The 24,340-nt window shown below is 62.0% G+C and carries 18 protein-coding genes; 9 read left to right on the top strand and 9 right to left on the bottom strand.

Translation table 11 applies throughout. From position 1 onward, the window contains the following. Nucleotides 1-72: 72 nt before the first annotated feature. Together HX899_RS05295 and hisN are read left to right on the top strand one after the other, a co-directional pair. Nucleotides 73-954: an N-formylglutamate amidohydrolase gene (locus HX899_RS05295; RefSeq protein WP_131713414.1), complete on the top strand. Its 882-nt coding sequence runs from the start codon at nucleotides 73-75 to the stop codon at nucleotides 952-954. 275 nt (nucleotides 955-1,229) lie between these two features. Continuing rightward, nucleotides 1,230-2,003 carry a histidinol-phosphatase gene (gene hisN, locus HX899_RS05290; RefSeq protein WP_164054198.1) on the top strand — a complete coding sequence of 258 codons (774 nt, stop codon included), beginning with the start codon at nucleotides 1,230-1,232 and terminating at the stop codon, nucleotides 2,001-2,003. A gap of 64 nt (nucleotides 2,004-2,067) precedes the next feature. Here the strand turns inward: hisN and HX899_RS05285 are convergent, their stop codons facing one another. Continuing rightward, nucleotides 2,068-3,042 carry an alpha/beta fold hydrolase gene (locus HX899_RS05285; protein WP_181291787.1) on the bottom strand — a complete coding sequence of 325 codons (975 nt, stop codon included), beginning with the start codon at nucleotides 3,040-3,042 and terminating at the stop codon, nucleotides 2,068-2,070. A 404-nt stretch (nucleotides 3,043-3,446) separates the two neighbouring features. Here HX899_RS05285 and HX899_RS05280 point away from each other — a divergent pair, with 404 nt between their 5' ends. Then, nucleotides 3,447-3,917, top strand: a complete 471-nt coding sequence (locus tag HX899_RS05280; protein ID WP_181291786.1) for an Hsp20 family protein — start codon at nucleotides 3,447-3,449, stop codon at nucleotides 3,915-3,917. 59 nt (nucleotides 3,918-3,976) lie between these two features. Here HX899_RS05280 and HX899_RS05275 read toward each other — a convergent pair whose 3' ends face one another. Continuing rightward, nucleotides 3,977-5,026, bottom strand: a complete 1,050-nt coding sequence (locus tag HX899_RS05275) for a bile acid:sodium symporter family protein (RefSeq protein WP_181291785.1) — start codon at nucleotides 5,024-5,026, stop codon at nucleotides 3,977-3,979. 45 nt (nucleotides 5,027-5,071) lie between these two features. Here HX899_RS05275 and HX899_RS05270 point away from each other — a divergent pair, with 45 nt between their 5' ends. Further along, a complete protein-coding gene (locus tag HX899_RS05270) occupies nucleotides 5,072-5,926 on the top strand; it encodes a LysR family transcriptional regulator (protein WP_181291784.1) in 855 nt (284 codons plus the stop codon). A 54-nt stretch (nucleotides 5,927-5,980) separates the two neighbouring features. On the opposite strand, the gene HX899_RS05265 is transcribed toward HX899_RS05270, so the two are convergent. Then, entirely contained in the window at nucleotides 5,981-7,033 is a 1,053-nt protein-coding gene (locus HX899_RS05265) for a low specificity L-threonine aldolase (RefSeq protein WP_181291783.1), read from the bottom strand. 539 nt (nucleotides 7,034-7,572) lie between these two features. Here HX899_RS05265 and gltB point away from each other — a divergent pair. From gltB to HX899_RS05250, 3 genes are all read left to right on the top strand, one after another. Next, nucleotides 7,573-12,297, top strand: a complete 4,725-nt coding sequence (gene gltB, locus HX899_RS05260; protein ID WP_181291782.1) for a glutamate synthase large subunit — start codon at nucleotides 7,573-7,575, stop codon at nucleotides 12,295-12,297. A 226-nt stretch (nucleotides 12,298-12,523) separates the two neighbouring features. After that, on the top strand, nucleotides 12,524-13,978 hold the full coding sequence (locus tag HX899_RS05255) for a glutamate synthase subunit beta (protein WP_072640575.1): 1,455 nt from the start codon (nucleotides 12,524-12,526) through the stop codon (nucleotides 13,976-13,978). A 267-nt stretch (nucleotides 13,979-14,245) separates the two neighbouring features. Further along, entirely contained in the window at nucleotides 14,246-14,878 is a 633-nt protein-coding gene (locus tag HX899_RS05250) for a hypothetical protein (RefSeq protein ID WP_181291781.1), read from the top strand. 34 nt (nucleotides 14,879-14,912) lie between these two features. On the opposite strand, the gene HX899_RS05245 is transcribed toward HX899_RS05250, so the two are convergent. Both HX899_RS05245 and HX899_RS05240 read right to left on the bottom strand, forming a co-directional pair. Next, nucleotides 14,913-16,154 carry an SGNH family hydrolase gene (locus HX899_RS05245; protein ID WP_180196144.1) on the bottom strand — a complete coding sequence of 414 codons (1,242 nt, stop codon included), beginning with the start codon at nucleotides 16,152-16,154 and terminating at the stop codon, nucleotides 14,913-14,915. 159 nt (nucleotides 16,155-16,313) lie between these two features. Beyond that, on the bottom strand, nucleotides 16,314-17,537 hold the full coding sequence (locus tag HX899_RS05240; RefSeq protein WP_138333364.1) for a lytic murein transglycosylase: 1,224 nt from the start codon (nucleotides 17,535-17,537) through the stop codon (nucleotides 16,314-16,316). A gap of 204 nt (nucleotides 17,538-17,741) precedes the next feature. Between HX899_RS05240 and galU the strand changes: the two genes are divergently transcribed. Next, nucleotides 17,742-18,629, top strand: a complete 888-nt coding sequence (galU, locus tag HX899_RS05235; RefSeq protein WP_003542870.1) for a UTP--glucose-1-phosphate uridylyltransferase GalU — start codon at nucleotides 17,742-17,744, stop codon at nucleotides 18,627-18,629. Between the two features lie 175 nt (nucleotides 18,630-18,804). Here galU and HX899_RS05230 read toward each other — a convergent pair whose 3' ends face one another. Continuing rightward, nucleotides 18,805-20,346, bottom strand: a complete 1,542-nt coding sequence (locus HX899_RS05230; RefSeq protein ID WP_181291780.1) for an outer membrane beta-barrel protein — start codon at nucleotides 20,344-20,346, stop codon at nucleotides 18,805-18,807. 143 nt (nucleotides 20,347-20,489) lie between these two features. Between HX899_RS05230 and HX899_RS05225 the strand changes: the two genes are divergently transcribed. Next, nucleotides 20,490-21,485 (top strand): SIS domain-containing protein, encoded by a 996-nt coding sequence (locus tag HX899_RS05225; protein WP_181291779.1) that lies wholly within the window; start codon nucleotides 20,490-20,492, stop codon nucleotides 21,483-21,485. 28 nt (nucleotides 21,486-21,513) lie between these two features. On the opposite strand, the gene HX899_RS05220 is transcribed toward HX899_RS05225, so the two are convergent. From HX899_RS05220 to hemH, 3 genes are all read right to left on the bottom strand, one after another. Beyond that, nucleotides 21,514-21,969 (bottom strand): NfeD family protein, encoded by a 456-nt coding sequence (locus HX899_RS05220; protein WP_003542867.1) that lies wholly within the window; start codon nucleotides 21,967-21,969, stop codon nucleotides 21,514-21,516. A gap of 3 nt (nucleotides 21,970-21,972) precedes the next feature. Continuing rightward, nucleotides 21,973-23,013, bottom strand: a complete 1,041-nt coding sequence (locus tag HX899_RS05215; protein ID WP_011653489.1) for an SPFH domain-containing protein — start codon at nucleotides 23,011-23,013, stop codon at nucleotides 21,973-21,975. 178 nt (nucleotides 23,014-23,191) lie between these two features. Beyond that, entirely contained in the window at nucleotides 23,192-24,226 is a 1,035-nt protein-coding gene (gene hemH / locus HX899_RS05210; RefSeq protein ID WP_138333367.1) for a ferrochelatase, read from the bottom strand. Nucleotides 24,227-24,340: the final 114 nt, after the last annotated feature.

The following is a 24,340-nucleotide window of genomic DNA, read 5'->3' as shown; positions in this document are numbered from 1 at the left end:
ATGGACTTGCGGCCGGGCAACTGGCAACATGGGCCAAGCAGTCAGTTCATGACATGGTAAAGAGGGCCGAAAGTGCCGGAAATACGCGAATACGAGCTTTTTGAGGTTCATGAGCCCGTGTCGCAGACCATTCCCTTCGTCTACAACTCCCCCCATAGCGGCCGCATTTATCCACCGGAATTTATCGCTCAGTCGAGGCTGGAGGGCATCGCCATCCGCCGTTCCGAGGATCACTATGTCGACGAGCTCTTCGGCTCGGCCGTCGCACTCGGCGCGCCGCTGCTGGCGGCCAACTTCCCGCGCGCCTATCTCGACGTCAATCGCGAGCCTTACGAGCTCGATCCGCGGATGTTCGACGGGTTGCTGCCGCCCTATGCCAATGTCAATTCGCTCAGGGTCGCCGGCGGGCTCGGCACCATTCCGCGCATCGTCGCCGAGAACATGGAGATCTATGCGCGGCGCCTGCCGGTCCAGGAGGGGCTCGATCGCGTCGAGGCGGTCTACAAGCCCTATCATGCGGCGCTTCGCCGGCTGATCGCGCGAACGCATGTGCAGTTCGGCTTCGGCGTGCTGATCGACTGCCACTCAATGCCTGGCAATGTGCGCGTTGCCGGCAGCACTGCACGACCTGATTTCATCATTGGTGATCGCTACGGCACCAGCGCTTCGGCGGAACTTTCGCGCGCGGCCATCGCCATCCTCGAGGAAATGGGCTTTGCGGCGATCCGCAACAAGCCCTATGCCGGCGGCTTCATCACCGAACATTACGGCCGGCCTTCGCGCGGCCTGCATGCGCTGCAGATCGAGGTGAACCGAGCGATCTATGTCGATGAAGTGACGCTGGAGAAACGCGAGGATTTCGCCGCAGTGGCCGACGCCGTCACGGACTTCATGCAGCAGATGGCGGAATATGTCGAGAAATTTGCCGGCGACCGGGCGCTGGCCGCCGAATAGATCTCTTTTTCGATGTTGCTGACGTCTGGCCTTCGTTTTCCGGCCAAAAAAAACCGCGCTTGTGAGCGCGGCTAAGTCTAGGGAGGAAACACCCAAGGAGGGTATTTACAGTCAGAAGACTGTATGAAGACGCTACTATTGCATTGCACAAATGTCAAGCAATATATTGCGCTGCGATATCTTTGTGCAGTTAGAGCCAAATTGCCTGCTGCATTTGCATTCCCGTTGCTTTTCGCTATGAAAAGCGCCATTCCCGCCAGCCAAACGGATCCAACATGTTTCCTGACCGTTCGTTCTTCAATCGCCTGGCGGAGGCTGCTCGAGCCGAAACGCTGCCGCGCTTCCGCTCCGGCCTCGATGTCACGAACAAGCTTTCCTCCGGTTTCGATCCGGTGACGGAGGGCGACCGGGCGGCCGAACTCGCCATCCGGGCGCTGATCGAGGAGAGTTTCCCCGGCCACGGCATTCTCGGCGAGGAACACGGCAATGTCGGGCTCGACCGCGAATATGTTTGGGTGATCGATCCGATCGACGGCACGCGCGCCTTCATATCGGGTGTGCCGGTATGGGGAACGCTGATCGGCCTGCAGAAGGCGGGCCGGGCGATCATGGGCATGATCGAACAACCCTTTACCGGCGAGCGTTATTTCGCCGACCAGAACGGCTCGATCTATACCGGGCCGGAGGGCGAGCGGCGTCTGGCGACGCGCCAGTGCGATGCGCTTTCGAACGCCATCCTGTTCACCACCTCGCCGCATCTCTTTGCCGGCGAGGAGATGGAGAAATACCGCGAGATCGAGAGCCAGGTGCGGCTCTTCCGCTACGGCTGCGACTGCTATGCCTATGCGCTGCTTGCCGCCGGTCATGTCGATCTCGTCGTCGAAAACAGCCTGAAGCCTTATGATGTCGGCGGCATCATTCCCGTCATCGAGGGGGCGGGCGGCATCATCACCACCTGGGACGGCGGACGGCCGGAAAACGGCGGCTCGATCATCGCTGCCGGCAGCCGCGCAGTCTACGAACAGGCAATCGCCATCCTGCAGCGCTAACCCCGACCGGCCGCGCTGATCCCGGTCAGCAACGCTGACCCCCCGTCAATAACGCTAATGCGTCTCACGTGCCGAGGGCTGCGACGTCCTGGTTTTCTTCGGCATCGCTGCCGGGAATGAAGGCGTGGAAGGCCGCAAGGGCGGCGGCGCGATAGATATCGCGCTCCTGGAAGATCTCGTGACGGGCGCCGTTGATCGGCACCAGCTGGCCGGCGCGGAAATAACGCGAAAGCCGCTCCTGCGCCGTGTAGGGCACGACACCGTCACGCGTCGGGGCGATGACGATGGTCGGGATGGTGATCGAGAAGAGATGGTAGGGTGAGGTGACCCGGTCCATCGTGCGAAAAGCCTCGATCAGCCAGCGGGCCGTCGGCGGCCCGAGCGTCAATTCCGGATAGGCCTTCATCATTGCGACATTGCGCTCGAAGCGGTGTTCGTCCGAGGTCAGCGGGTTGTCGCTGAAGTTCGGCTCCTTCAGTTTCGAGGTCAGCGGCAGGAAGCCGAGGCCGACGGCGGTCAGCGTGCCGGCGAGAGCGCGGATGACGCGGGGCGAGGCCGACTGGCCCGTCAGGCCGATGAAGGGCGCCGACAGCACCATGCGATCGATACGGGTGGTGAGATAAGGGGCGGCCGAGAGTGCGATCAGGCCGCCGGTGGAATGCGCGAGCAGATAGAAGGGCAGGCGGGTATCCGGCAGCACCACCTTTTCCAGGAAGGTATCGAGATCACGCTCGTAATCGGCAAAGCGGCGGATGTGGCCGTGGTTGCTGCGTTTCATCAGCCGTGATGAACCGCCCTGGCCGCGCAGGTCGAAGGTCGCGACCCAGAGACCCTTGGCCGTGAGGTCGCGGATCGTCTCGAAATATTTCTCGATATATTCGTTTCGGCCGTGCAGGATGACGACGGTACCTTTGGCAATCTGGCCACTCGAGCGGAAGACGGCGTAACGCAGCTGCTGGCCGTCATGGGTTTCGAAGAACCCCTCCGTGCGGTTTTCCGGGGCGGGATTGTCGGGCGTCGAATAGAGAACCTGATCCATGACTTTGCCAATGCGCCGCTGCTGACTGCTTCGCATCAGGGATAGCGCATGGCATCCGGCTTGGAAAGCGGTGGGGAAAAGGGCCGGCAGGAGCATGAGGGTGCTCGCGGCCGGCCGAAGTTGAGACTGAAGAAGAAGGGACGATGCACTTCAGCCATCGGGACCAGATTCACCCGACGCTGAAATTCCTAGGCGAATGCGCCTGAACGTGCTCCGAACCGGTCGTTCATGCGGGGTTCACGGGCCGATCAAGGCGATTGCAAAAAGGTCTTGAACTCCTCGAATCTCATCACCATCTCCTTTCTGCGGGTGCCGAACAGGGCCTGCGCAACCGTCCCAAGGCCGCCAAAGATGGGGTCTCAGGGGCATTTCATCGCAACACGTCGCTTCCACAGGAGGACATCATGCGTCACGTAGACTTCTCTCCCCTTTATCGTTCGACCGTCGGTTTCGACCGGCTCTTCACCATGCTCGACAGCCTTGCCCAGCCGGAGCAGGCGCAGACCTATCCGCCCTATAATATCGAGCGCACCGGTGAAAACACCTATCGCATCACCATGGCCGTTGCCGGTTTCGACGAGACTGAACTTTCGATCGAAGCCCATGCCCATGTGCTGTCCGTGAAGGGTGAAAAGAACGAGGAACCTGCCGAAAGCGGCGAATTCCTCTATCGAGGCATTGCCAAGCGTGCCTTCGAGCGCCGCTTCCAACTTGCCGATCATGTCGAGGTGACCGCCGCTTCGCTGAAGAACGGCCTGCTGCACATCGATCTTCTGCGCAATATTCCCGAGGCCATGAAGCCCCGCAAGATCGCGATTGCCGCAGAACCGGTTGAGGCTCCGAAGGCCATCGAAGCGCAGATCATCAGCGGCTAATCACATCCTTATCGGATAAAACGAACGGCGCTCCATCGGGGCGCCGTTTTTGTTGTTGCTTAGGCCGGGCTGCCGGCCTCTTTCATCTCTTTTTCCGTTGCGCGGCGGGCCGCGGCGGCGGCGTATTTCTGGGCGATGACGGCGCAGACCATCAGCTGGATCTGGTGGAAGAGCATCAGCGGCAGCACGATCGCGCCGATCGACTGGCCGGCGAAGATGACGTTCGCCATCGGCACGCCGCTTGCGAGGCTCTTTTTGGAGCCGCAAAAGGTGATGGTGATCTGGTCGGGTTTGTTGAAGCCCAGCCAGCGGCTGCCAAACATCGTCAAAACAAGGATAACTGCCAGCAGCGCCATGTCGGCGACAATCACGACGGCGATATCGGCGATCGAGAAGGTGCGCCACAGGCCCTCGACGACCGCCGTGCTGAAGGCGAGGTAGACGACCATCAGGATCGAGCCGCGGTCGACTGGCATCAGGATCTTCTTCTTGGCGCGAATCCAGTCGCCGATCCAGGGCTGCAGAATCTGGCCGATGATGAAGGGGGCAAGCAGCTGCAGCAGGATCTGCTCTAATGCGTCGAAGGAGAAGCCGCCATGGCCGCCGACGGAAAACAGCAGGCCGACGAGCAGCGGCGTCAGGAACATGCCGAAGATGTTGGATGCCGAGGCCGAGCAGATGGCGGCGGGCACGTTGCCGCCCGCCATCGAGGTGAAGGCGATCGATGACTGCACCGTCGACGGCAGGACGCAGAGGAAGAGGATGCCGAGATAAAGCGGCTGCGGCAGGATGGTGTCGGGGATCAGCCCGAGCGCCATGCCGAGCAGAGGGAAGATGCCGAAGGTCGTCAGCAGGATGACGATATGCAGGCGCCAGTGCAACAGGCCTGATATGACGACGTCGCGCGACAGGCGGGCGCCATGCAGGAAAAACAGCAGCGCGATAGCGAGATCGGTGGCGATGCCGAAATAGTCCGCGAAGGTGCCGCTTGCCGGCAGCAACGAGGCAAGGATGACGGTGCAGACGAGCAGGATGGTGAATGTATCGGGCAGAAAGCGGCGCATGGCGGTCTCGCGGCGTGAAAAAACAGTCATTGTTCTGTCGTCCATTATGATCCAGGATGCAAGAAATAACAGTTATCGAGAATCTGGATCATGCTGGACCTTTCGCAATTGCGCAGTTTCGTCACCGTCGAGCAGATGGGCAGTTTCACGCTCGCCGCCGAAAGGCTGGGCCTCGGGCAGTCGACGGTCAGCCAGCACATCCAGCGGCTGGAGACAGCGCTCGGGCGCAGGCTGCTGGCACGCGATACGCATAAGGTGATGCTGACCGGCGATGGCGAGGCGCTGCTGTCGCATGCGCGCACCATGCTTTCGATCGAGGGGCAGGTGCAGTCATTGTTTAAGAGCCACAGCCTGCGCGGCAGTCTGCGGCTCGGCGTGTCGGAGGATTTCGTCACCAGCCAGCTGCCGGCGGTGCTGGAGGATTTCGTTCGTTCGCACCCTTCGGTCGACCTCGAACTGACAGTGGCGCTTTCCGGCGTCCTTTACGAGATGCAGGACAATGGCGAGATCGATCTGGTGCTCGCCAAGCGCCGGCTCGGCGATGCGCGCGGAAAGCTCGTCTATCGCGAGCCGCTCGTCTGGCTGGCGCGCGATCCCGAGCGTGTGCTCGCCTCCGGCCCTTTGCCGCTGATCGCCTTTCCGCCGCCGAGCGTCACACGGGTGATCGCGCTCGAAGCACTCGGGCGAAACGGGGTGCCGTGGCGGATTGTCTGCACCTGCGGCAGCCTGAGCGGGCTGACGGCGGCGGCGCGGGCCGGGATGGGCGTGCTGGTGCAGCCACGCAGCATGGCGCCGTCCGGTCTGAAGGAGATCGCTGCGGGAAAACTTCCGGTGCTGGAGGATGTGGAATTCGTGCTGGTGCCGCGCAAGGGCGCGGACCAGGCACTGGTTTCAGCACTGTCCGAGGATATTCTGCAAAAGGTGAGGGGACTGCGATCGGCGTGAGTCCTTGCCGTCACCGAAGGGCCTGCCGGGCCGGCAAGCCTTTCGGGCAGGCGATCAGGCGGCCAGGCACTTCAAGAAGCCATCGACATCCGTTTCTGTAGTCGCGAAGCTGGTGACGAGGCGGATCAGGATCTCGCTTTCGGAAACGAGTTCGGGCATTGCCGTCGGGACCGGCCATTCGTAAAATTTCGCGCCCTTTTCCTCCGCAGTTTTTGCGGCACTTTTGCTGACGACGGCAAAGACTTCGTTGGATGCGGTCGGCCAGGCCAGGCGGGCGGAGTTGCTCGTGCCGATACCGGAGCGCAGCCGGTCGGCCATGCCGTTCGAATGGCGGGCGAGATCGAGCCAGAGGCCATCTTCGAAATAGGCATCGAACTGGGCGGCAATGAAACGCGACTTGGAGAAGAGCTGGGCGGCGCGCTTGCGGATGAACGGCATTTCCCGGGCCCGATCGGGATCGAAGAAGACGATCGCTTCCGCACACCAGCAGCCGTTCTTGGTGCCGCCAAAGGATAGCATGTCGACACCGCGCTTCCAGGTCATCTCGGCCGGGCTGGCGCCGAGCGCGACCAGGGCGTTGGCGAAGCGGGCGCCGTCCATGTGGAGCGGCAGATTGCGCTTCCTTGATATGGCGGCGATCTCGCCGATCTCCGGCAGGGAATAGACGGTGCCGATCTCGGTCGCCTGGGTGATGGTCACCGCGCTGGCGCGGCCATGATGGACGGCATCCTCGGGAAAGCTCGCGATCTTTGCCGAGAGCTTTGCCGGATCGATCTTGCCGGCTTCGCCATCAACGGCAACGAGGCGGGCGGAGCCGGAGAAAAATTCCGGCGCGCCGCATTCATCCTCGATCACATGGGCCTCCGAATGGCAGAAGGTGATGCCGCCGGGGCGCTGGACGCTTGCCAGCGACAGGGAGTTGGCGGCCGTGCCGGTCGCGACGAAGAAGATCGAAACCTCGCGCTCGAAGATCTCGGAAAAGCGGGCCTCGACCTTCCTGTCGAGATCGCCGGCGCCATAGGCGGCGGCAAAGCCGGGCGATTCCGTCAGCAGACGTTCGGCAATGGATTTGTGGGCGCCGGCCCAGTTATCGGAAGCAAAGAACATGTGGGGAAACCGTGAGAAAGGAAGGGGTTGGCAAGTCCGCAGCGGACATTACGCCAAAGCTTCACAGGATCAAGGTTGTCGCCCGCGACACATCACGGAAATTGAACTACGCAATCAATAAACAAAATAACACGACACAACGTAATTTTCTTTCGTCATCGCCGCTACACAGGCAATCTTCCGTCGCAAATTGACGTTTTTTGACGGAGCGCTCTTGCAGAGCCGAATGCTTTCTGGCATAGAACTGATGAATTAGGACAGTGTTGCTGTCCTATTTTGGCCTTTATGACCGAAGAGGCGCCGAAAGCCCTGGAACAGACCGGCTTTCACGCTATAGTTCTTCCGAGCGTCAAGCCTCAAGGGCGGCGCGCGGAGGCGAATGGCAGGCGCGGAACGCGACGGTTTGCTTTCCTTTAAAAGCAGATGTCTGCGGCCGATCTTCACAATGCAACAGCGCTGTCATGCGCCGAACCTATCTTCGGGTTGCGGCGCGGGACGAAAAGCCGCCCGCGGCCCCGCGGGCTTCGACAGGAGGAAAGATGATGACGAAGACGCCATCCATGGAAGTTGACCGGTTTGCTGCTGCAGAGCTGCGCGCGACGGCCAATATGTCCAAATCCGCCTCCGGCCTGCCGAAGAAACAAGGCCTCTACGATCCGCGCAACGAACATGATGCCTGCGGCGTCGGCTTCGTCGCGCATATGAAGGGCCAGAAGTCGCACCAGATCGTCAAGGATGGCCTGTTCATCCTCGAGAACCTGACGCATCGCGGCGCCGTCGGCGCCGATCCGCTGATGGGTGACGGCGCCGGCATCCTGGTGCAGATCCCCGACCGTTTCTTCCGCGAGGAGATGGCCGAGCAGGGCATCACCCTGCCGCCGGTCGGCGAATATGGCGTCGGCCATATCTTCATGCCGCGCGATGAAAAGCAGATCGAGCACTTCAAGAAGGTGATCAAGGATGTCATCACCGAGGAAGGTCAGGTCTTCATCGGCTTTCGCGACGTGCCCGTCGACAATTCCTCGCTCTCCAAGGCGCCGGCCATTGCCGCCACCGAGCCGCATCATGTGCAGGTCTTCATCGGCGCCGGCGAGGATGCCGAAAACAACGACGAGTTCGAGCGCCGGCTGTTCACGCTGCGCAAGGTGATCTCCAACCGTATCTATGACGAGTTCGACGGCGAGGAGAGCAATTTCTATCCGGTGTCGCTGTCGTCGGCGACGGTGGTCTATAAGGGCATGTTCCTGGCTTATCAGGTCGGCGTCTATTACAAGGACCTGTCGGATCCGCGTTTTGAAAGCGCGGTCGCCCTGGTGCACCAGCGCTTCTCGACCAACACCTTCCCGTCATGGAAGCTCGCGCATCCCTACCGCATGGTCGCCCATAACGGCGAGATCAACACGCTGCGCGGCAACGTCAACTGGATGGCGGCGCGCCAGGCGTCGGTCTCCTCACCGCTGTTCGGCGAGGACATCTCCAAGCTCTGGCCGATCTCCTACGAGGGGCAGTCGGACACGGCCTGCTTTGACAACGCGCTCGAATTCCTGGTGCGCGGCGGTTATTCGATGGCGCATGCCGTGATGATGCTGATCCCGGAAGCCTGGGCCGGCAACCAGTCGATGGCGGCCGAACGCAAGGCCTTCTACGAATATCATGCGGCGCTGATGGAGCCCTGGGACGGGCCGGCTGCCGTCGCCTTCACCGACGGCAAGCAGATCGGCGCGACGCTCGACCGCAACGGCCTGCGGCCGGCGCGCTACCTCGTCACCGATGACGACCGCGTCATCATGGCGTCCGAAGCCGGCGTGCTGCCGGTTCCGGAGGAGAAGATCATCCAGAAGTGGCGCCTGCAGCCGGGCAAGATGCTGCTGATCGACATGGAAGAAGGCCGCATCATTTCCGACGACGAGGTGAAGTCGCAACTGGCGACGGCGCATCCCTATCGCAGCTGGCTCAATCGCACCCAGCTCATCCTCGAAGACCTGAAGCCGGTGGAACCGCGGGCACTGCGCCGCGACGTCTCGCTGCTCGACCGCCAGCAGGCCTTCGGCTACACGCTCGAGGACACACGCATCCTGATGTCGCCGATGGCGACGACCGGCCAGGAGGCGATCGGCTCGATGGGCACGGATACGCCGATCTCGGCGATGTCGGAAAAGCCGAAGCTGCTCTACACCTATTTCAAGCAGAACTTCGCGCAGGTGACCAACCCGCCGATCGACCCGATCCGCGAGGAACTGGTCATGAGCCTGGTTTCCTTCATCGGGCCGCGGCCGAACATTCTCGACCATGAGGGGGCGGCCAACGCCAAGCGGCTCGAGGTTCGTCAGCCGATCCTGACCAATGGCGATCTCGAAAAGATCCGCTCGATCGGTCATACGGAAGACCGTTTCGACACCAAGACGCTCGATTTCACCTATGATATCGAGCGTGGTGCCGAAGGCATGCCCGAAATGCTCGACCGGCTCTGCGAGCGCGCGGAAGCGGCCGTCAAGGGCGGCTACAACATCATCGTGCTCTCCGACCGCCAGATCGGGCCGGACCGGATCGCGATTCCTGCTTTGCTCGCCACAGCTGCCGTGCATCACCATCTGATCCGCAAGGGGCTGCGCACCTCGGTCGGTCTCGTCGTCGAGACCGGAGAGCCGCGCGAAGTCCATCATTTCTGCCTGCTTGCCGGCTACGGCGCCGAGGCGATCAACCCCTATCTCGCCTTCGACACGCTGCTCGACATGCATGCCAAGGGCGAATTCCCGAAGGAAGTGGATGCTTCCGAAATCGTCTACCGCTACATCAAGGCGGTCGGCAAAGGCATCCTCAAGGTCATGTCGAAGATGGGCATCTCGACCTACCAGTCCTATTGTGGCGCGCAGATCTTCGATGCGATCGGCCTGCAGTCGGAACTGATCGACAAGTATTTCTTCGGAACCGCGACGATGATCGAAGGCGTCGGCCTCGAGGCGATCGCCGCGGAAACCGTCGCCCGCCATAATGCGGCCTTCGGCACCGATCCGCTTCTTGCCACGACGCTCGATATCGGCGGCGAATATGCCTACCGCATGCGCGGTGAAAGCCATGCCTGGACGCCGGATGCGGTCGCAGCCCTCCAGCATGCCGTGCGCGGCAATGCCGAGGACCGCTACCGCGAATTCGCCGACATGGTGAACAATTCGGCGCTGCGCATGAACACGATCCGCGGGCTCTTCAAGATGAAGAGCGCCGAGGCGCTCGGCCGTACGCCGGTATCGATCGACGAGGTCGAGCCGGCGGCCGATATCGTCAAGCGTTTCTCGACGGGGGCGATGTCCTTCGGATCGATTTCCAGGGAGGCGCATACGACACTGGCGATCGCCATGAACCGGATCGGCGGCAAGTCGAACACCGGCGAGGGCGGCGAAGAATCCGACCGCTATATACCGCTGGCCAATGGTTCGATGAACCCGGAGCGTTCGGCGATCAAGCAGATCGCCTCGGGCCGCTTCGGGGTGACCACCGAATATCTCGTCAATGCCGACGTGCTGCAGATCAAGGTGGCGCAGGGCGCCAAGCCTGGCGAAGGTGGCCAGCTGCCGGGTCACAAGGTTGACGCGACGGTTGCCAAGACCCGCCACTCGACACCGGGCGTCGGCTTGATTTCGCCGCCGCCGCACCACGACATCTATTCCATCGAAGATCTGGCGCAGCTGATCTACGATCTGAAGAACGTCAACCCGACTGCCGATGTTTCGGTCAAGCTGGTCTCGGAAGTCGGCGTCGGTACGGTCGCTGCCGGCGTCGCCAAGGCGCGCGCCGACCATATCACGGTCGCCGGCTTCGACGGCGGCACCGGTGCCTCACCGCTGACCTCGCTCAAACATGCCGGCAGCCCCTGGGAAATCGGCCTTGCCGAGACCCAGCAGACTCTGGTGCTGAACGGCTTGCGTTCGCGCGTCGCCCTGCAGGTGGACGGCGGCCTGAAGACCGGCCGCGACGTTATTATCGGAGCGCTGCTTGGAGCCGACGAGTTCGGCTTTGCCACCGCGCCGCTGATTGCCGCCGGCTGCATCATGATGCGCAAGTGCCATCTCAACACCTGTCCGGTGGGTGTGGCGACCCAGGATCCGGTGCTGCGCAAGCGCTTCAAGGGCGCGCCGGAGCACGTCATCAACTACTTCTTCTTCGTCGCCAACGAAGTGCGCGAAATCCTCGCCTCGCTGGGCTTCACCCGGCTCGACCAGATCATCGGCGCCTCGGAGCTGCTGGAGAAGGACGAGATGCTGAACCACTGGAAGGCGAAGGGCCTCGACTTCAGCCGCATCTTCCACAAGGTCGACGCTCCCAAGGAAGAGACCTTCTGGACGAGCCGGCAGAAGCACCCGATCGACGACATTCTCGACCGCGTGCTGATCGAACAGGCGCAGCCGGCACTGACGGCCAAGACGCCCGTTGCCTTCGAGGTCGGCATCAAGAACGTCGACCGGTCGGTGGGCGCGATGCTTTCCGGCGAGGTCGCCAAGCGTTATCGCCATCGCGGTCTGAAGGAAGACACGATCAACGTGACGCTTCGCGGCACGGCGGGGCAGAGCTTCGGCGCCTTCCTGGCGCGCGGCGTCACCTTCAACCTGATCGGTGACGGCAACGACTATGTCGGCAAGGGCCTTTCGGGCGGCAAGATCATCATCAGGCCGCCGGAGAATTCGAGGATCGTCGCCGAGGACTCGATCATCGTCGGCAACACCGTGCTTTATGGTGCGACCGAGGGCGAATGCTACTTCCGCGGTGTGGCGGGCGAACGTTTCGCCGTGCGCAATTCGGGCGCGATCGCCATCGTCGAGGGTGTCGGCGACCATGGCTGCGAATACATGACCGGCGGCGTCGTCGTTGTGCTCGGCGCCACGGGCCGCAACTTCGCAGCCGGCATGTCCGGCGGTGTCGCCTACGTGCTCGATGAAACCGGTGATTTCGCCAGCCGCTGCAACATGGCAATGGTCGAGCTCGAGCCGGTGCCCGAGGAGGACGACATGCTGGAGAAGCTGCATCATCACGGCGGTGATCTCATGCACAAGGGACGCGTCGACGTCTCTGGCGACATGACGCGCCATGACGAGGAGCGCCTTTACCAGCTGATCTCCAACCATCTGCATTATACGGGCTCGGCCCGCGCCACTGAGATCCTCGACAACTGGGCCGATTACCGGCCGAAATTCCGCAAGGTCATGCCGGTCGAATACCGGCGTGCGCTCGAGGAAATGGAGCGCAGCCGGATGGGCATCGCCGCGGAATGAATTGCACCGGACATCCGTCACCTGACGACTGCAGGTGACGGGTGACGAAAATATCTCGATGACCCGTGACGATCACACCGACGGCGAAGGCTGTCCAGATCGCCCGGATGTCTTTCAGGGGATATGGTCCAATGACGGTCAAGACAAGCAACTTGCCCCGGGTACCGGGACTGACGATAGACAGATTGGCTGCGGTGAGGCGGTCATGAGGGTAAGGGACGAAGATATGGGTAAGGTAACAGGGTTTCTGGAAATCGACCGGCAGGTGGCAAAGTACCAGCCGGCGTCGGATCGTATCCGTCATTTCCGCGAGTTCACGATCCCGATGTCGGACCCGGAAGTGCAGAAACAGGCCGCGCGCTGCATGGACTGTGGCATCCCTTATTGCCACGGCCCGACCGGCTGCCCGGTTCACAACCAGATTCCCGATTGGAACGACCTCGTCTACAACAACAACTGGGAAGCGGCGATCCAGAACCTGCATTCGACCAACAACTTCCCTGAGTTCACCGGTCGCGTCTGCCCGGCGCCTTGCGAGGAAGCTTGCACGTTGAACCTCGAGGATGCGCCGGTCGCCATCAAGACGGTCGAGCAGGCGATCGCCGACAAGGCTTATGAACTCGGTTTCATCCGGCCGCAGCCGGCAACGGTCCATACCGGCAAGAAGGTCGCCGTCATCGGCTCCGGCCCCGCCGGCATGGCGGCCGCCCAGCAGCTCGGCCGCGCCGGCCACGAGGTGCATCTCTATGAGCGCGAGACCAAGCCGGGCGGACTGCTGCGGTACGGCATTCCCGACTTCAAAATGGAGAAGAACTTCATCGACCGTCGCGTCGAGCAGATGAAGGGTGAGGGCGTCACCTTCCATTGCGGCGTCAATATCGGCGTCGACGTCAAGGTCGAGCAGTTGCTCGCCGATCACGACGCCGTGCTTTACTGCGGCGGCTCCGAGACGCCGCGCGAGGCGGGCATTCCGGGCACCGACCTTGCGGGCGTGCATGATGCGATGCCCTATCTGGTGCAGCAGAACCGCCGCGTCGGGCGCGAGAACATCGACAGCGTCGGCTGGCCGTCGGACCCGATCCTTGCCGGCGCCAAACATATCGTCGTCGTCGGCGGCGGGGATACGGCTTCGGACTGCGTCGGCACGGCCTTCCGCCAGGGCGCCGTCAGGGTCACCCAGCTCGACATCCGGCCGCAGCCGCCGGAGAAGGAAGACAAGCTTGCCGTCTGGCCCTTCTGGGCGACGAAGATGCGCACCTCTTCCTCGCAGGCCGAGGGCGCCGTGCGTGAATTCCAGGTGGCCACTCTTGAATTCGTCGGCGAAGACGGTGTGCTGACCGGCGTCAAGTGCTGCGAGGTCGACGAACGCCGGCGGCCGGTTCCAGGCACGGAATTCGTCATCCGGGCCGATCTCGCCTTCATCGCCATCGGTTTCCGCGGGCCGTTCACCGGCAGCGTGCTGAAGGAGCTCGACGGCAAGCTGACGCTCAACACCGATAAGCGCGGCTCGACCAACGTCGTCGCCAACGACCGCGACTACAAGACTTCGGTCGACAAGTTCTGGACGGCGGGCGACGTGCGCCGCGGCCAATCGCTGGTGGTCTGGGCGATCCGTGAAGGCCGCCAGGCTGCGCGCGCCATCGACGAGGAATTGATGGGCTCGACCGTTCTGCCGAACTGACCGCCAGCCGCACACCTGCCCGAAGACCACGAACTCCGCCCCTCCGGCGGAGTTTTTTCATGGTGCACAGCGCTGTAGTGCGACCGCTTGACGCGGAGGCTCTGCGCCGCAAGCCCCAGGCAATGCCGGGAAGCGAGATTTTCCGCCGGACGCGGGCTCAGAAGGAGCCGGCGGCGACCGAAGCGGAGGTGCCCTGCCGTTTTGGCCACAGCACATTTCACCATCGGTCGCGACGCAAGGCCGCGAATGATCGACAAGGATTTTCAAATGGTTTCCGCACTTGACAGCACACGGCTGGTTTCGGCCCAATATGCCCTGAAAAACCTTCGCGGCTCCGATGACAGCGCGCAGGATACGCAGAGTTCATCGGCTGCCAGCATTCTGAGCAGCTACGGGCTCGATCCGAGCTCTTCCTCGCTTCTTTCCAACCAGGCCCTTTCTGGGCTGCTCGACAGGCTTTCGGCCCAAAGCGACACGTCGGACGAGTCCGACACGACGGGTGACGGCGCCGACGTCACCAGCGCCTCGTTCATGTCGATGCTGAAGCAGCAGCTGCAGGATGCGGCTGCGGCCGAAGGCGAGAGCGGCAAGGCCCATGACATGCTGGCCGCCCTCGAAGCGGGCACGCTCACCATCACCGATCCGACACAGGGTGTGTCGGTCAACGCCTGGGATGTCGCCGATCCCGACGAGGCGGACACGGAGAGCAAGGACAGCCAGGATATCGATGTCAGCGGCTGGAGCGACTTCCTCGATGCGCATCTGGAGCGTGGCGCCAACGGCGCCTTCGTCAAGGAAAACGGCAGCTACGTCGACCAGACGAACGACAGCAATGCTTTTTTCGGCCTGATCGGCGCGAACTACTATTATCTGAGCTGGCCGCAGGCGACGGCGAAGTAAACGGGACGAAGTGGAGGGCGGCCTCGCGCAGCCTTTATTTGACCGAGACTTCGGCCGGCGCCTTTACGGCAGGCAGGCGGTAATCGTCAACGCGGCCGGGAGGTGCTGGCGTCATTTCGCCCTGCTCGACCAGCAGGTCGCGCGGCGACCGCGTCAAAGCCACAGGCGGCGGCCTGGCGCCGAGAAGCTCGCCGCCGCCGTCGAGATTGGGATCGGAGAGACTGATCGGCACGGTATGTTCGACCGGATTGGTGGGAAGGCCGAGACCGGGCAGATTGCTGGAGTCGAGGCGGACCAGATCGGGGCTTGCCTGCGTGCCGAGCAGACGCCGGGCCGGTTTTTCCACATAGAAGGCAAGCTTGCGCCGGCCGGCCTGCGTAAGGTTGATGCCATCGGAGGTGCGCAGGCGCACCTGCTGGCCGTTCACATCCGAACCGGTGACGATGAAGTTGCCGTTTTCGTCGACGAAACCATCCCAGATGTCGACGAATTCACCGCCGATGCTTTCGACCTGGTTGCGATAGAGCTGGTTCATCTGGACGGCATCGGCCGTCATCGAATCGGATTCGAAGGCGGGAAGACCGACCCAGAGCAGCGGGATCTTGCGGTCGGTGACCTCCTTGCCGAAGGAAAGCACGCGGCGGCGGTATTCGGTGAACCAGCCATCGGTGCGGAATTTTTCCTTGGCGGTGTCGGTCACCATCTGCTGGCGGTCGTTGGCGCCGATCATGACGACGACCATTGCCGGCTTCAGCTCGTCGATCATCTTCGGCAGCTGTTCCGGCCAGTCGTAATAATCGTCGCGGACAAGGCCTGAGGAGACGTTGCCGCGGGCTTCGACGACGACACCCGGCGAGGTCTCGAAGGCGGCGGTGAGGCCGTCGCCAAGGCCGCTGGCCAGGAAATCGCCGACGATCAGGATCTTTCGGGCGTCGCCGAGCTTCTGTACGGCCGGCTCCTCCTCCTGTACGGGAGCGCGGACCGGCGGTGCAGTGCGGGTATTGACTATGGCTTTCTGCGCCGGCGGGCGTTTGCGCTGCTGGCGTCTCGGCTGCTGCACGTCAGGGGCCTGCGGGCCGTCGTCGAGATAGCGTCGGCCAAGGAAGAAATCGAAGATCGACCGGCGCTGATACCGCTGCTCCTGGGCTTCGGCGACATGCACCGGCGCAAAAGCGCCAAGGCACAGCGAAGCCGCCGCCAAGGCGAGCACGAGCCAACGGATTTTACAGGTCCGATCAATTTTCTTCGTCATGGGCAGTTCCGCATCTGCCGGCATCTTGCACGCAGGGCAGGCCAGCGTCCACTCCCACTGATATCTAGGTCACGGTTCTGCCGCTTCCAATGCTGGTTCGCCAAAACCGTGCGGCAGGACGGGGCGACCTGCATGAGACAAAGACTTGAAGCGCCCTGCATGATTCCCGAACCGATGCAAACTCTAGCGGCGCAGTGCGTTCAGAAGCGGCAACGAGGGCTCGCCGTCCGGCTGCATGCCGATGCGCGACTGCACGGCTGAAATCGCCGCCTTCGAACCCGAGCCGAAATTGCCGTCCACCTCGCCATTGTAATAGCCGAGCGTTTTCAAACGGGTCTGCAGCTCGAATTTCTCGGTAATGTCGAGTGCGCCGTTCGGGCGCGGCCAACGCTGCTGCATACCGCCGTAGCCGGCGATCTGGTCGGCCAGCAGGCCGACGGCAAGCGCGTAGCTGTCCGAGGCATTGTAGTTCTTGATGGTGAAGAAGTTGGCGGTCATCAGGAAGCCTGGGCCGCCAGCTCCGGCCGGCATCTTCAGCACGGCTTTGGTAGCGCTCTCGCGGAAGGCCTTGCCGTTCGGGCGTGTCAGGCCGAGTGCCGCCCATTGGGCCAATGTATGGGTCTTGCCGGCCTGCTTGGCGGCCGCTGCGGGAACGACCACCTCGTAGCCCCAGGTCTTGCCGGTATCCCAGCCGTTCTTCATTAGGAGGTTGGCCGAGGTCGCCAGCGCGTCGGGGATCGAGTTCCAGATATCGCGATGGCCGTTGCCGTCGGCATCGATGGCATAAAGCAGATAGCTTGTCGGAATGAACTGGGTGTGGCCCATGGCGCCGGCCCAGGAGCCGGTCATCTCGCGCGCCGGCACATCGCCGTTCTGCAGGATCTTCAGCGCGGCGACCAGCTGTTTCTTGGCGAATTTGGCGCGGCTCGGATCGGCATAGGCAAGCGTTGCCAGGGCGCGCGGCACGTAGTGCAGCCGGTCGTCCTTGTCGAGGACTGCGCCGTAATTCGATTCCATCGACCAGATAGCCAGCAGAATGGTCTTGTCGACGCCGAAGCGCTGCTCGATCGCGGCGAGCGTCCTTGCGTGCTTGGCAGCCATCTCGCGGCCGATCTTGACCGTATAGGGGTTGACGCGGGAATCGACATAGTCCCAGATCTTCGAGGTGAATTCCGGCTGGTAGGCCGCCTTTTCGAGCACGGTCGGATCGGGCTCGCTCACTCCGGAAAAGGCCTTTTGATAGGTTGCCTTACTGATGCCACTCTGAGCGGCAGTCTGGTAAAAATCCGCGATCCATTTCTGGAAGCGGGAATCAGCTTGCGCGTTGTCGGGGACCAGTGCCACCTGGACGGCGACAACGAGGGCGAGAGCAAGACCACGAAGGGAGTTTTTGTGATTCTGGGTCATCGACAGTCGTATCCGTCATCTTTAGTTTCTGGTGCAGCGGGGCATCATTTCCGCCCAGACCCGAGACTACAGGAACGGAGTCAACAAATTCTTTACCATGGCGGCCCGCTGCGGTCACCATTTGCAAAACAGTAGCAATTCTATACTAGTTAAAGCTAAAAAGCTCTATTTCCAAAGCGATATGATCGAAGCAGGAGGCCGGGTGTGGCTCAACACAACAAAGTTCGTAAAGCAGTATTTCCGGTTGCCGGGTTGGGAACGCGATTCCTGCCGGCGACAAAGGCTGTTCCGAAGGAAATGTTGACCGTCGTCGACAAGCCAATCATTCAATATGTCGTCGATGAGGCGATCGAAGCCGGGATCGAACATCTGGTCTTCGTCACCGGACGCAACAAGCACGTCATCGAAGATTATTTCGACATTCATTTCGAGCTGGAACAGACGCTGCGCGAACGCGCCAAGAAGGCGGAGATTACCCTTCTCGCCCAGCAATTGCCGAAGGCAGGCACGGTGAGCTTCACTCGCCAGCAGGAGCCGCTCGGCCTCGGCCACGCCGTGTGGTGCGCGCGTGAGATCGTCGGCGACGAGCCCTTCGCGCTGCTGCTGCCCGATATGATCATGAAGGGTGACAAGGGCTGCATGAAGGGCATGATTGACCTCTATGCCCAGAGCGGCGGCAATATCATTGCCGTCGAGGAATGCGCGCCGGATCAGGCGCATAAATACGGCATCGTCGGCGTCGGCGAGGCGATCGGCGATGGCTTCCGCATCACCGGCATGGTGGAAAAGCCTGCCAAGGGGACGGCGCCTTCCAACTTCTTCATCAACGGCCGCTATATCCTGCAGCCTGAGATCTTCAAGATCCTCGAAACCCAGGAGCGTGGCGCCGGCAACGAGATCCAGCTCACCGACGGCATGCTGAAGCTGCTGAAGGAACAGGATTTCGCCGGTTACCACTTCCGCGGCGCGACTTACGACTGCGGCGCCAAGGACGGCTTCATTCTGGCGAACGTCGCCTTCGCCCTCGAACGCGCCGATATCCGCCCCTCCGTCGAAGGCGGCTTCAGGGAACTGCTGGCCGGCCTGAAATAAGTTGCAGATTCAACGCGATAAAGCGCCGCGTGTCCTAACGGATGCGCGGCGCTTTATTTTGGTCGTCATGCATTAGAGCGCCGTGCGTCCTTACGGATGCACAAAGGACGCTCCAACACTTTGAATCTACGCATCGTGCTTTCCGAAAATCGATTCCGATTTTCGGGCCGATGCGCTAGCGTTTCAGCTTGAGACCGACGCCGGCTCGCCATTGCTGCGAATCGCTGCCTTCTTTGCGCGTCGTCAGCTCGTAGCCGAGCGTGCTGGTCAGATCGAGATAGCGGTTGATGTTCCAGGTCAAGCCGGTTGCGGCGGTATAGACGAGCTCATCGTTAATCGTGCTGTCCGTGGGATAATCGCGCCATATGACCCCGCCGATCATCGTCCCGACCAGATTGTCGCGCAGCTGGTGGGTGACCGTCGTCGTCAGCGCGTGCGAGACGTAGCCGCTTTCGCCTGCCGTGGTCGAGGGTTGGATGCTCGTCTGCAGGTCGAGATTGACATCGGTGCCGCGGATCGGCGACCAGAGCAGGCTCGCATCGAGCGTGGCTGTATCGATCGAGGACAGCCGGCTGTCTTCGAAATCCACCATCTCGTAGCCGAGGCCGACTTCACCCTTCAGCTTTTCGCCGAGATCGACCTCGACGCCTGCCTTGGCGCCATAGCTATGGCCGGAGCGCTCGTAACCGGCAGAGTCGCGGGTTTCGTCATAGACCGAACGGCCGATCGTCGCCTCGATGAAGGGAATGAGCGCGGGAGACAGCTCGTAGCCGACGCGGCCGCGCAGCGTACCCGTCGTCTGGTTACGATCGCTGAGGGCGACGGTGGTGCCGTTCGCAAGCTTGGCATCCGAATAGATCGAGCGGGTCAGTGCCAGTGCCGTCGTGCCGCGCAGGATGCCGAAATCGCGTTGGACGGAGGCGCCGGCCGAAATTTCCTGCACGTCCGACTGCTGTGCGGCGTCGGCGATGGCGTCGGGATCATCCGTATCCTCACGGTAGAAATTATAGCCAGCGGTGAGGTGCGCGGTCGTATCGTCGGGAAGATCCAGCCTGAGATCGCCGTTGACTTTAAAGGAAGGCTGCTCCTCGCCCTCGCCGCTGATATTCCTCTGCCAGGCACCTTCCGAGGTGACGGTCAGCTGGTGCCGACCCCAGTCGGAAGTCAGTGTCGCTGCGGCATCCGTTTCAAGAAAGGCGCGCCGCTGCCTGGTATTGCCGTCCTTGGTGGTCTCGGTGTTGATGCTCTGGGTGACGCTCGGGCGGAGCACGAAAGTGCCAATCGGGATTCCCGGCGTTTCCTCTGTCGAGGCGCTATCGGTAGCCCTGCGGCGCGGCAGCGTCTCGTCGCTCGGCGCCTCGCGGGTGTTCAGCCGGCGTATGTCTTCGTCGAGGATGGAGCCGGTAATGTCGTCGCCGGCTTGCGCATCCGGTATGGCGGGCCGCTGCTGGGCATCGTCCGCGTTCGCGGTCGCGCCGTTTGCCGTAGGCGCAATGGTATCGCCGGTCTCGTCATCGAAACCGGCGGCGGATGCCGCATTGTTGGTGGCGCGGTTATCCTGGGAGGCGGCGGAGCGGCTGTTTGCCGGCTGTGTCGAGGCGGACTGCGCGAAGGCTGCCGTCTGGCTGAGAAGCAGACCACCGACCACTGCAAAAGAGACGGCACGGCTCATGGCGCGGAGCGGCGTCACACTGCTCGTCTGTTTTGGCTGGCCCATGCAATTCGCGCCTGACATGCTTTCGGTTCTTACCCAAAGGTAAAGCCTCGTGGTTAATCATTCGTTGCTGTCGGCGGGCGCTGTTCACAATTCAGAAAGAGTGCGGGGTGGACTTGGAAAGTGAAAAGGTCTAACGCAACTTCATGAACAGAAGAGCGATCAACCTCGTTGAAAACAGCGTGCTCGAGTCGGCAAAACGCACGATAGAGACCGAAAGACGCGGTCTTGAAGCGCTCGAACAGGCTTTTGACAATGGATTGGCCGGCCCTTTCACACGCGCCGTCGAAGTCATCGGCGACATCTCCGGACGTGTGATTGTCACCGGCGTCGGCAAGAGTGGGCATATCGGCGCCAAGCTCGCGGCGACATTCGCTTCGACCGGAACACCCGCCTTTTTCGTGCATGCGGCGGAAGCCAATCACGGCGATCTCGGCATGATCGAGCGTGATGACGTTGTGCTGGCGATTTCGAAAGGCGGCGAGAGCGCCGAACTCAAGAGCATCATTTCCTTCACGCGGCGCTTCTCCATTCCGCTGATCGCGATCACCTGCAGCGAAGGCTCCTCGCTCGCCGCCGCCGCCGATATCGTCCTTCTGATGCCGAACGAACAGGAAGCCTGCCCCAATGGGCTGGCACCGACGACCTCGACGCTGATGCAGCTTGCCATCGGCGACGCGCTGGCGGTGGCGCTGTTGGAGGCGCGCGGCTTTACCGCCACGGATTTCCACGTCTTCCATCCGGGCGGCAAGCTGGGCGCGAGCCTGATGCATGTCGCCGATGTCATGCATACCGGCGAGCGGCTGCCGCTCGTTGCCAAGGGCACACCGATGCCGGAGGCGATCACGGTGCTGTCGCGCAAGCATTTCGGCTGCGTCGGCGTGCTTGATGAGGATGGGCGGCTCTGCGGTATCGTCACCGAAGGCGACATGGCGCGCAACCTGACGCGCAATCTTTCAGAGCTTGCCGTCGACGACATCATGACGCGGACGCCGAAGACGGTGAAGCAGACGGTGCTGGCGACCGCAGCCCTGGCGCTGCTCAACCAGCATCACATCGGCGCGCTGATCGTCATCGACGACGACCGCCGGCCGGTCGGGCTGGTGCATTTCCACGACCTGCTGCGGATCGGCGTCGCCTGATCAGGTCCGTTTGATCAGAATCATTTGATCAAACGGGCTCGACCGTCAGGTCGCGGCCGTTGCTCGATACCACCTTCACCTGCGTTCCGACGGGCAAGTCGGGTCCCATCACCTGCCATAGCGTATCGTCGAGGCGAATGCGGCCGCGACCTTCGCGGATCGGTTCGTGCAGCGTCGCCGTGCGGCCGACGAGGCTGGCGCCGCGCTGATTGAGAAAGGGCTCGTCGGTCGTCGCATTGCGCAGCGTCAGCCGACGGCCGGCGAAGGTGGTGGCAACGGCGAGAAGCGCAAAAAGGATCGCCTGCAACTCCCAGACCCAAAAGGCGCTGTCCCAGAAAAGCAGCGACAGCGCGCCGACGATCAAGGCGGCAAGGCCGATCCAGACCAGGAAGAAGCCGGGAACGATCATTTCCGCGGCGAGCAGCACGAGGCCCGCGACCCACCAGCTCCACGGACCGAGTTCGGCGACGATCTTCGCCAGCATGGCTTAGCGCTCCTGCTCGGGATTGAAAGGATTGGGGGTCGATGGATTGATCGGCGGCGTCGAGCGCGCCGGAGCGGGACGCGGACGCGGCGGTACCGGCAGCGGCGTTGATGGGCTGTTGCCGGCATCGCCGAAGACCTCGCGGGCAATGGCGCCGATACCACCGAGCGAGCTCAGGATGGAAGAGGCTTCCATCGGCATCATAACGATCTTGGAATTGGGCGCCGAACCGATCGAGGTGAGCGCCTCGGTATATTTCTGGGCGACGAAATAGTTGATCGCCTGAATGTCGCCGGCGGCGATCGCTTCCGAAACCATCTTCGTCGCCTTGGCTTCGGCCTCGGCCAGGCGTTCGCGGGCTTCGGCGTTGCGGAAGGCAGCCTCGCGCTGGCCTTCGGCCTGCAGGATGGCGGATTGCTTGGCACCTTCGGCTCTCAGAATCTGCGCATTGCGTGAGCCTTCGGCCTCCAGCACCTGGGCGCGCTTCTCGCGCTCGGCCTTCATCTGGCGGGCCATCGCATCGACGAGGTCGCGCGGCGGCTGAATGTCCTTGATCTCGACGCGGGTGACCTTGATGCCCCAGGGATGTACGGCCTCATCGACGACGCGCAATAGCCGGTCGTTGATCGCATCGCGGTTGGAGAGCAATTCGTCGAGATCCATCGAACCCATGACCGAGCGGATGTTGGTCATGGTGAGATTGAGGATGGCGTTTTCGAGGTTGGAGACCTGATAGGCAGCCTGGGCGGCGTTGAGCACCTGATAGAAGGAGACGGCATCGGCCGAAACCGAGGCATTGTCCTTGGTAATCACCTCCTGGGTCGGCACGTTCAGCACCTGCTCCATGACGTTCAACTTAGCGCCGACACGCTCGATGAAGGGGGTGATGAGGTTGAGGCCTGGCTCCAGCGTGCGGGTATAACGCCCGAAGCGCTCGATCGTATAGCGGTAGCCCTGCGGCACGGTCTTGATCCCGGCAAAGAGTACCAGGATGACGAAGATGACCAGCACGATCACGACGATGTCGAAGCCGCCGAACAGCATGAAAAATTCCTCCTATCGGCGCATTCGCGCCCACCTACACCACTGATGTGGTGAGTTAGCATGTTCTTTGCGAGGAGGAAATGACGCACGGCTGCCGCACCTTCCAAGCGAAAGAACGGTAAGGTCCGTCGGGTCGTCGCCGACTATCCGTGCGGTGTAAATTTCTGAAGATGGTTTCTTAGATCCAGCCCTGCAATTCGCGGCGGACGACCTTTTCCAGCACCTTCATGCCGTCCTCGCCATCGTTGAGGCAGGGGATATGCGCGAACTTCTCGCCGCCGTTTTCGTGGAAGGAGTGGGCGGCCTGTTCGGCGATCTCCTCCAGCGTCTCCAGACAGTCGGAGACGAATCCGGGATTGATGACGGCGATGCGTTTGACGCCGTCCTTGGCGAGCTTCTCAACGGTCTTGTCGGTATAGGGCTGCAGCCATTCCTCCGGCCCGAAGCGGGACTGGAAGGTCACCATGAAGTTTTCTTTGGTGAGCCCGAGCCTCTCGCGCAGCAGCCGGCCGGTCTTCTGGCATTGACAGTAATAGGGATCGCCTTGCTTGAAATAGGACATCGGTATGCCGTGGAAGGAGGCGAGCAGCATCTCGGGCTTCCAGTCGAGGGTCGAAAGATGCCTTTCGACGGATGCGGCGAGCGCTTCGATATAGGTCTCGTCGTCATGATAGGCGGGAACGGTGCGCAGCGCCGGCTGCCAGCGCATTGAGAGCAGCTTCTGGAAGGCCTTGTCGTTGACGGTGGCGGTCGTCGCCGCCGCATATTGCGGATAGAGCGGGAAGAGCACGATCCGGTCGCAGCCTTCTTCTTTCAGCGCGTCGATGCGCGAGGCGATCGACGGCGTGCCGTAGCGCATCGCCCAGTCGACCTTGACGCTATCAAGATCCTTCAGGCGCTCGGCCATCAGTTCCGACTGGTTGCGGGTGTAGGTGCGCAGATAACTTTCGTTCCTCTCCTTGTTCCAGATCAACTCATAGGCCTTACCGACCTTTTGCGGGCGGGTGTTGAGGACGATGCCGAACAGGATCGGATACCACTTCCAGGGCGACCATTCGATGACGCGGCGATCGGTCAGGAATTCCCTGAGGTAACGGCGCATCGAGGTATAATCGGTGCCATCAGGCGTGCCGAGATTGACCAGCAGAACACCGACCTTGCCAAATTTGACGGCCGGATGGTCGGCCGGGCGGAGTGAAATATCTGCTGTCATTCTGACCCCAAAGCTCTTTCTGTCTCTTCGGCTCATACGCAGCCTGGAGATCGTGGTTCACCCTATAGAAAGAAAAGCCGGCCCGGGAAACCCCGGACCGGCCATTGGCATCGG

Origin of the sequence: Rhizobium sp. WYCCWR 11146, from assembly GCF_013591995.1 — a bacterium.
GTDB classification, from domain to species: Bacteria; Pseudomonadota; Alphaproteobacteria; order Rhizobiales; family Rhizobiaceae; genus Rhizobium; species Rhizobium indicum.
Note: the sequence above shows the minus strand (reverse complement) of the source record. Positions and strands in the feature narration are given on the sequence as shown.

Coding starts and splice junctions, on each gene's coding strand:
- hisN (WP_164054198.1), top strand. CDS start 1,230: ATGTTTCCTGACCGTTCGTTCTTCAATCGCCTGGCGGAGGCTGCTCGA.
- HX899_RS05285 (WP_181291787.1), bottom strand. CDS start 3,042: ATGGATCAGGTTCTCTATTCGACGCCCGACAATCCCGCCCCGGAAAAC.
- HX899_RS05280 (WP_181291786.1), top strand. CDS start 3,447: ATGCGTCACGTAGACTTCTCTCCCCTTTATCGTTCGACCGTCGGTTTC.
- HX899_RS05275 (WP_181291785.1), bottom strand. CDS start 5,026: ATGGACGACAGAACAATGACTGTTTTTTCACGCCGCGAGACCGCCATG.
- HX899_RS05270 (WP_181291784.1), top strand. CDS start 5,072: ATGCTGGACCTTTCGCAATTGCGCAGTTTCGTCACCGTCGAGCAGATG.
- HX899_RS05265 (WP_181291783.1), bottom strand. CDS start 7,033: ATGTTCTTTGCTTCCGATAACTGGGCCGGCGCCCACAAATCCATTGCC.
- gltB (WP_181291782.1), top strand. CDS start 7,573: ATGATGACGAAGACGCCATCCATGGAAGTTGACCGGTTTGCTGCTGCA.
- HX899_RS05255 (WP_072640575.1), top strand. CDS start 12,524: ATGGGTAAGGTAACAGGGTTTCTGGAAATCGACCGGCAGGTGGCAAAG.
- HX899_RS05250 (WP_181291781.1), top strand. CDS start 14,246: ATGGTTTCCGCACTTGACAGCACACGGCTGGTTTCGGCCCAATATGCC.
- HX899_RS05245 (WP_180196144.1), bottom strand. CDS start 16,154: ATGCCGGCAGATGCGGAACTGCCCATGACGAAGAAAATTGATCGGACC.
- HX899_RS05240 (WP_138333364.1), bottom strand. CDS start 17,537: ATGACCCAGAATCACAAAAACTCCCTTCGTGGTCTTGCTCTCGCCCTC.
- HX899_RS05230 (WP_181291780.1), bottom strand. CDS start 20,346: ATGGGCCAGCCAAAACAGACGAGCAGTGTGACGCCGCTCCGCGCCATG.
- HX899_RS05225 (WP_181291779.1), top strand. CDS start 20,490: ATGAACAGAAGAGCGATCAACCTCGTTGAAAACAGCGTGCTCGAGTCG.
- HX899_RS05220 (WP_003542867.1), bottom strand. CDS start 21,969: ATGCTGGCGAAGATCGTCGCCGAACTCGGTCCGTGGAGCTGGTGGGTC.
- HX899_RS05215 (WP_011653489.1), bottom strand. CDS start 23,013: ATGCTGTTCGGCGGCTTCGACATCGTCGTGATCGTGCTGGTCATCTTC.
- hemH (WP_138333367.1), bottom strand. CDS start 24,226: ATGACAGCAGATATTTCACTCCGCCCGGCCGACCATCCGGCCGTCAAA.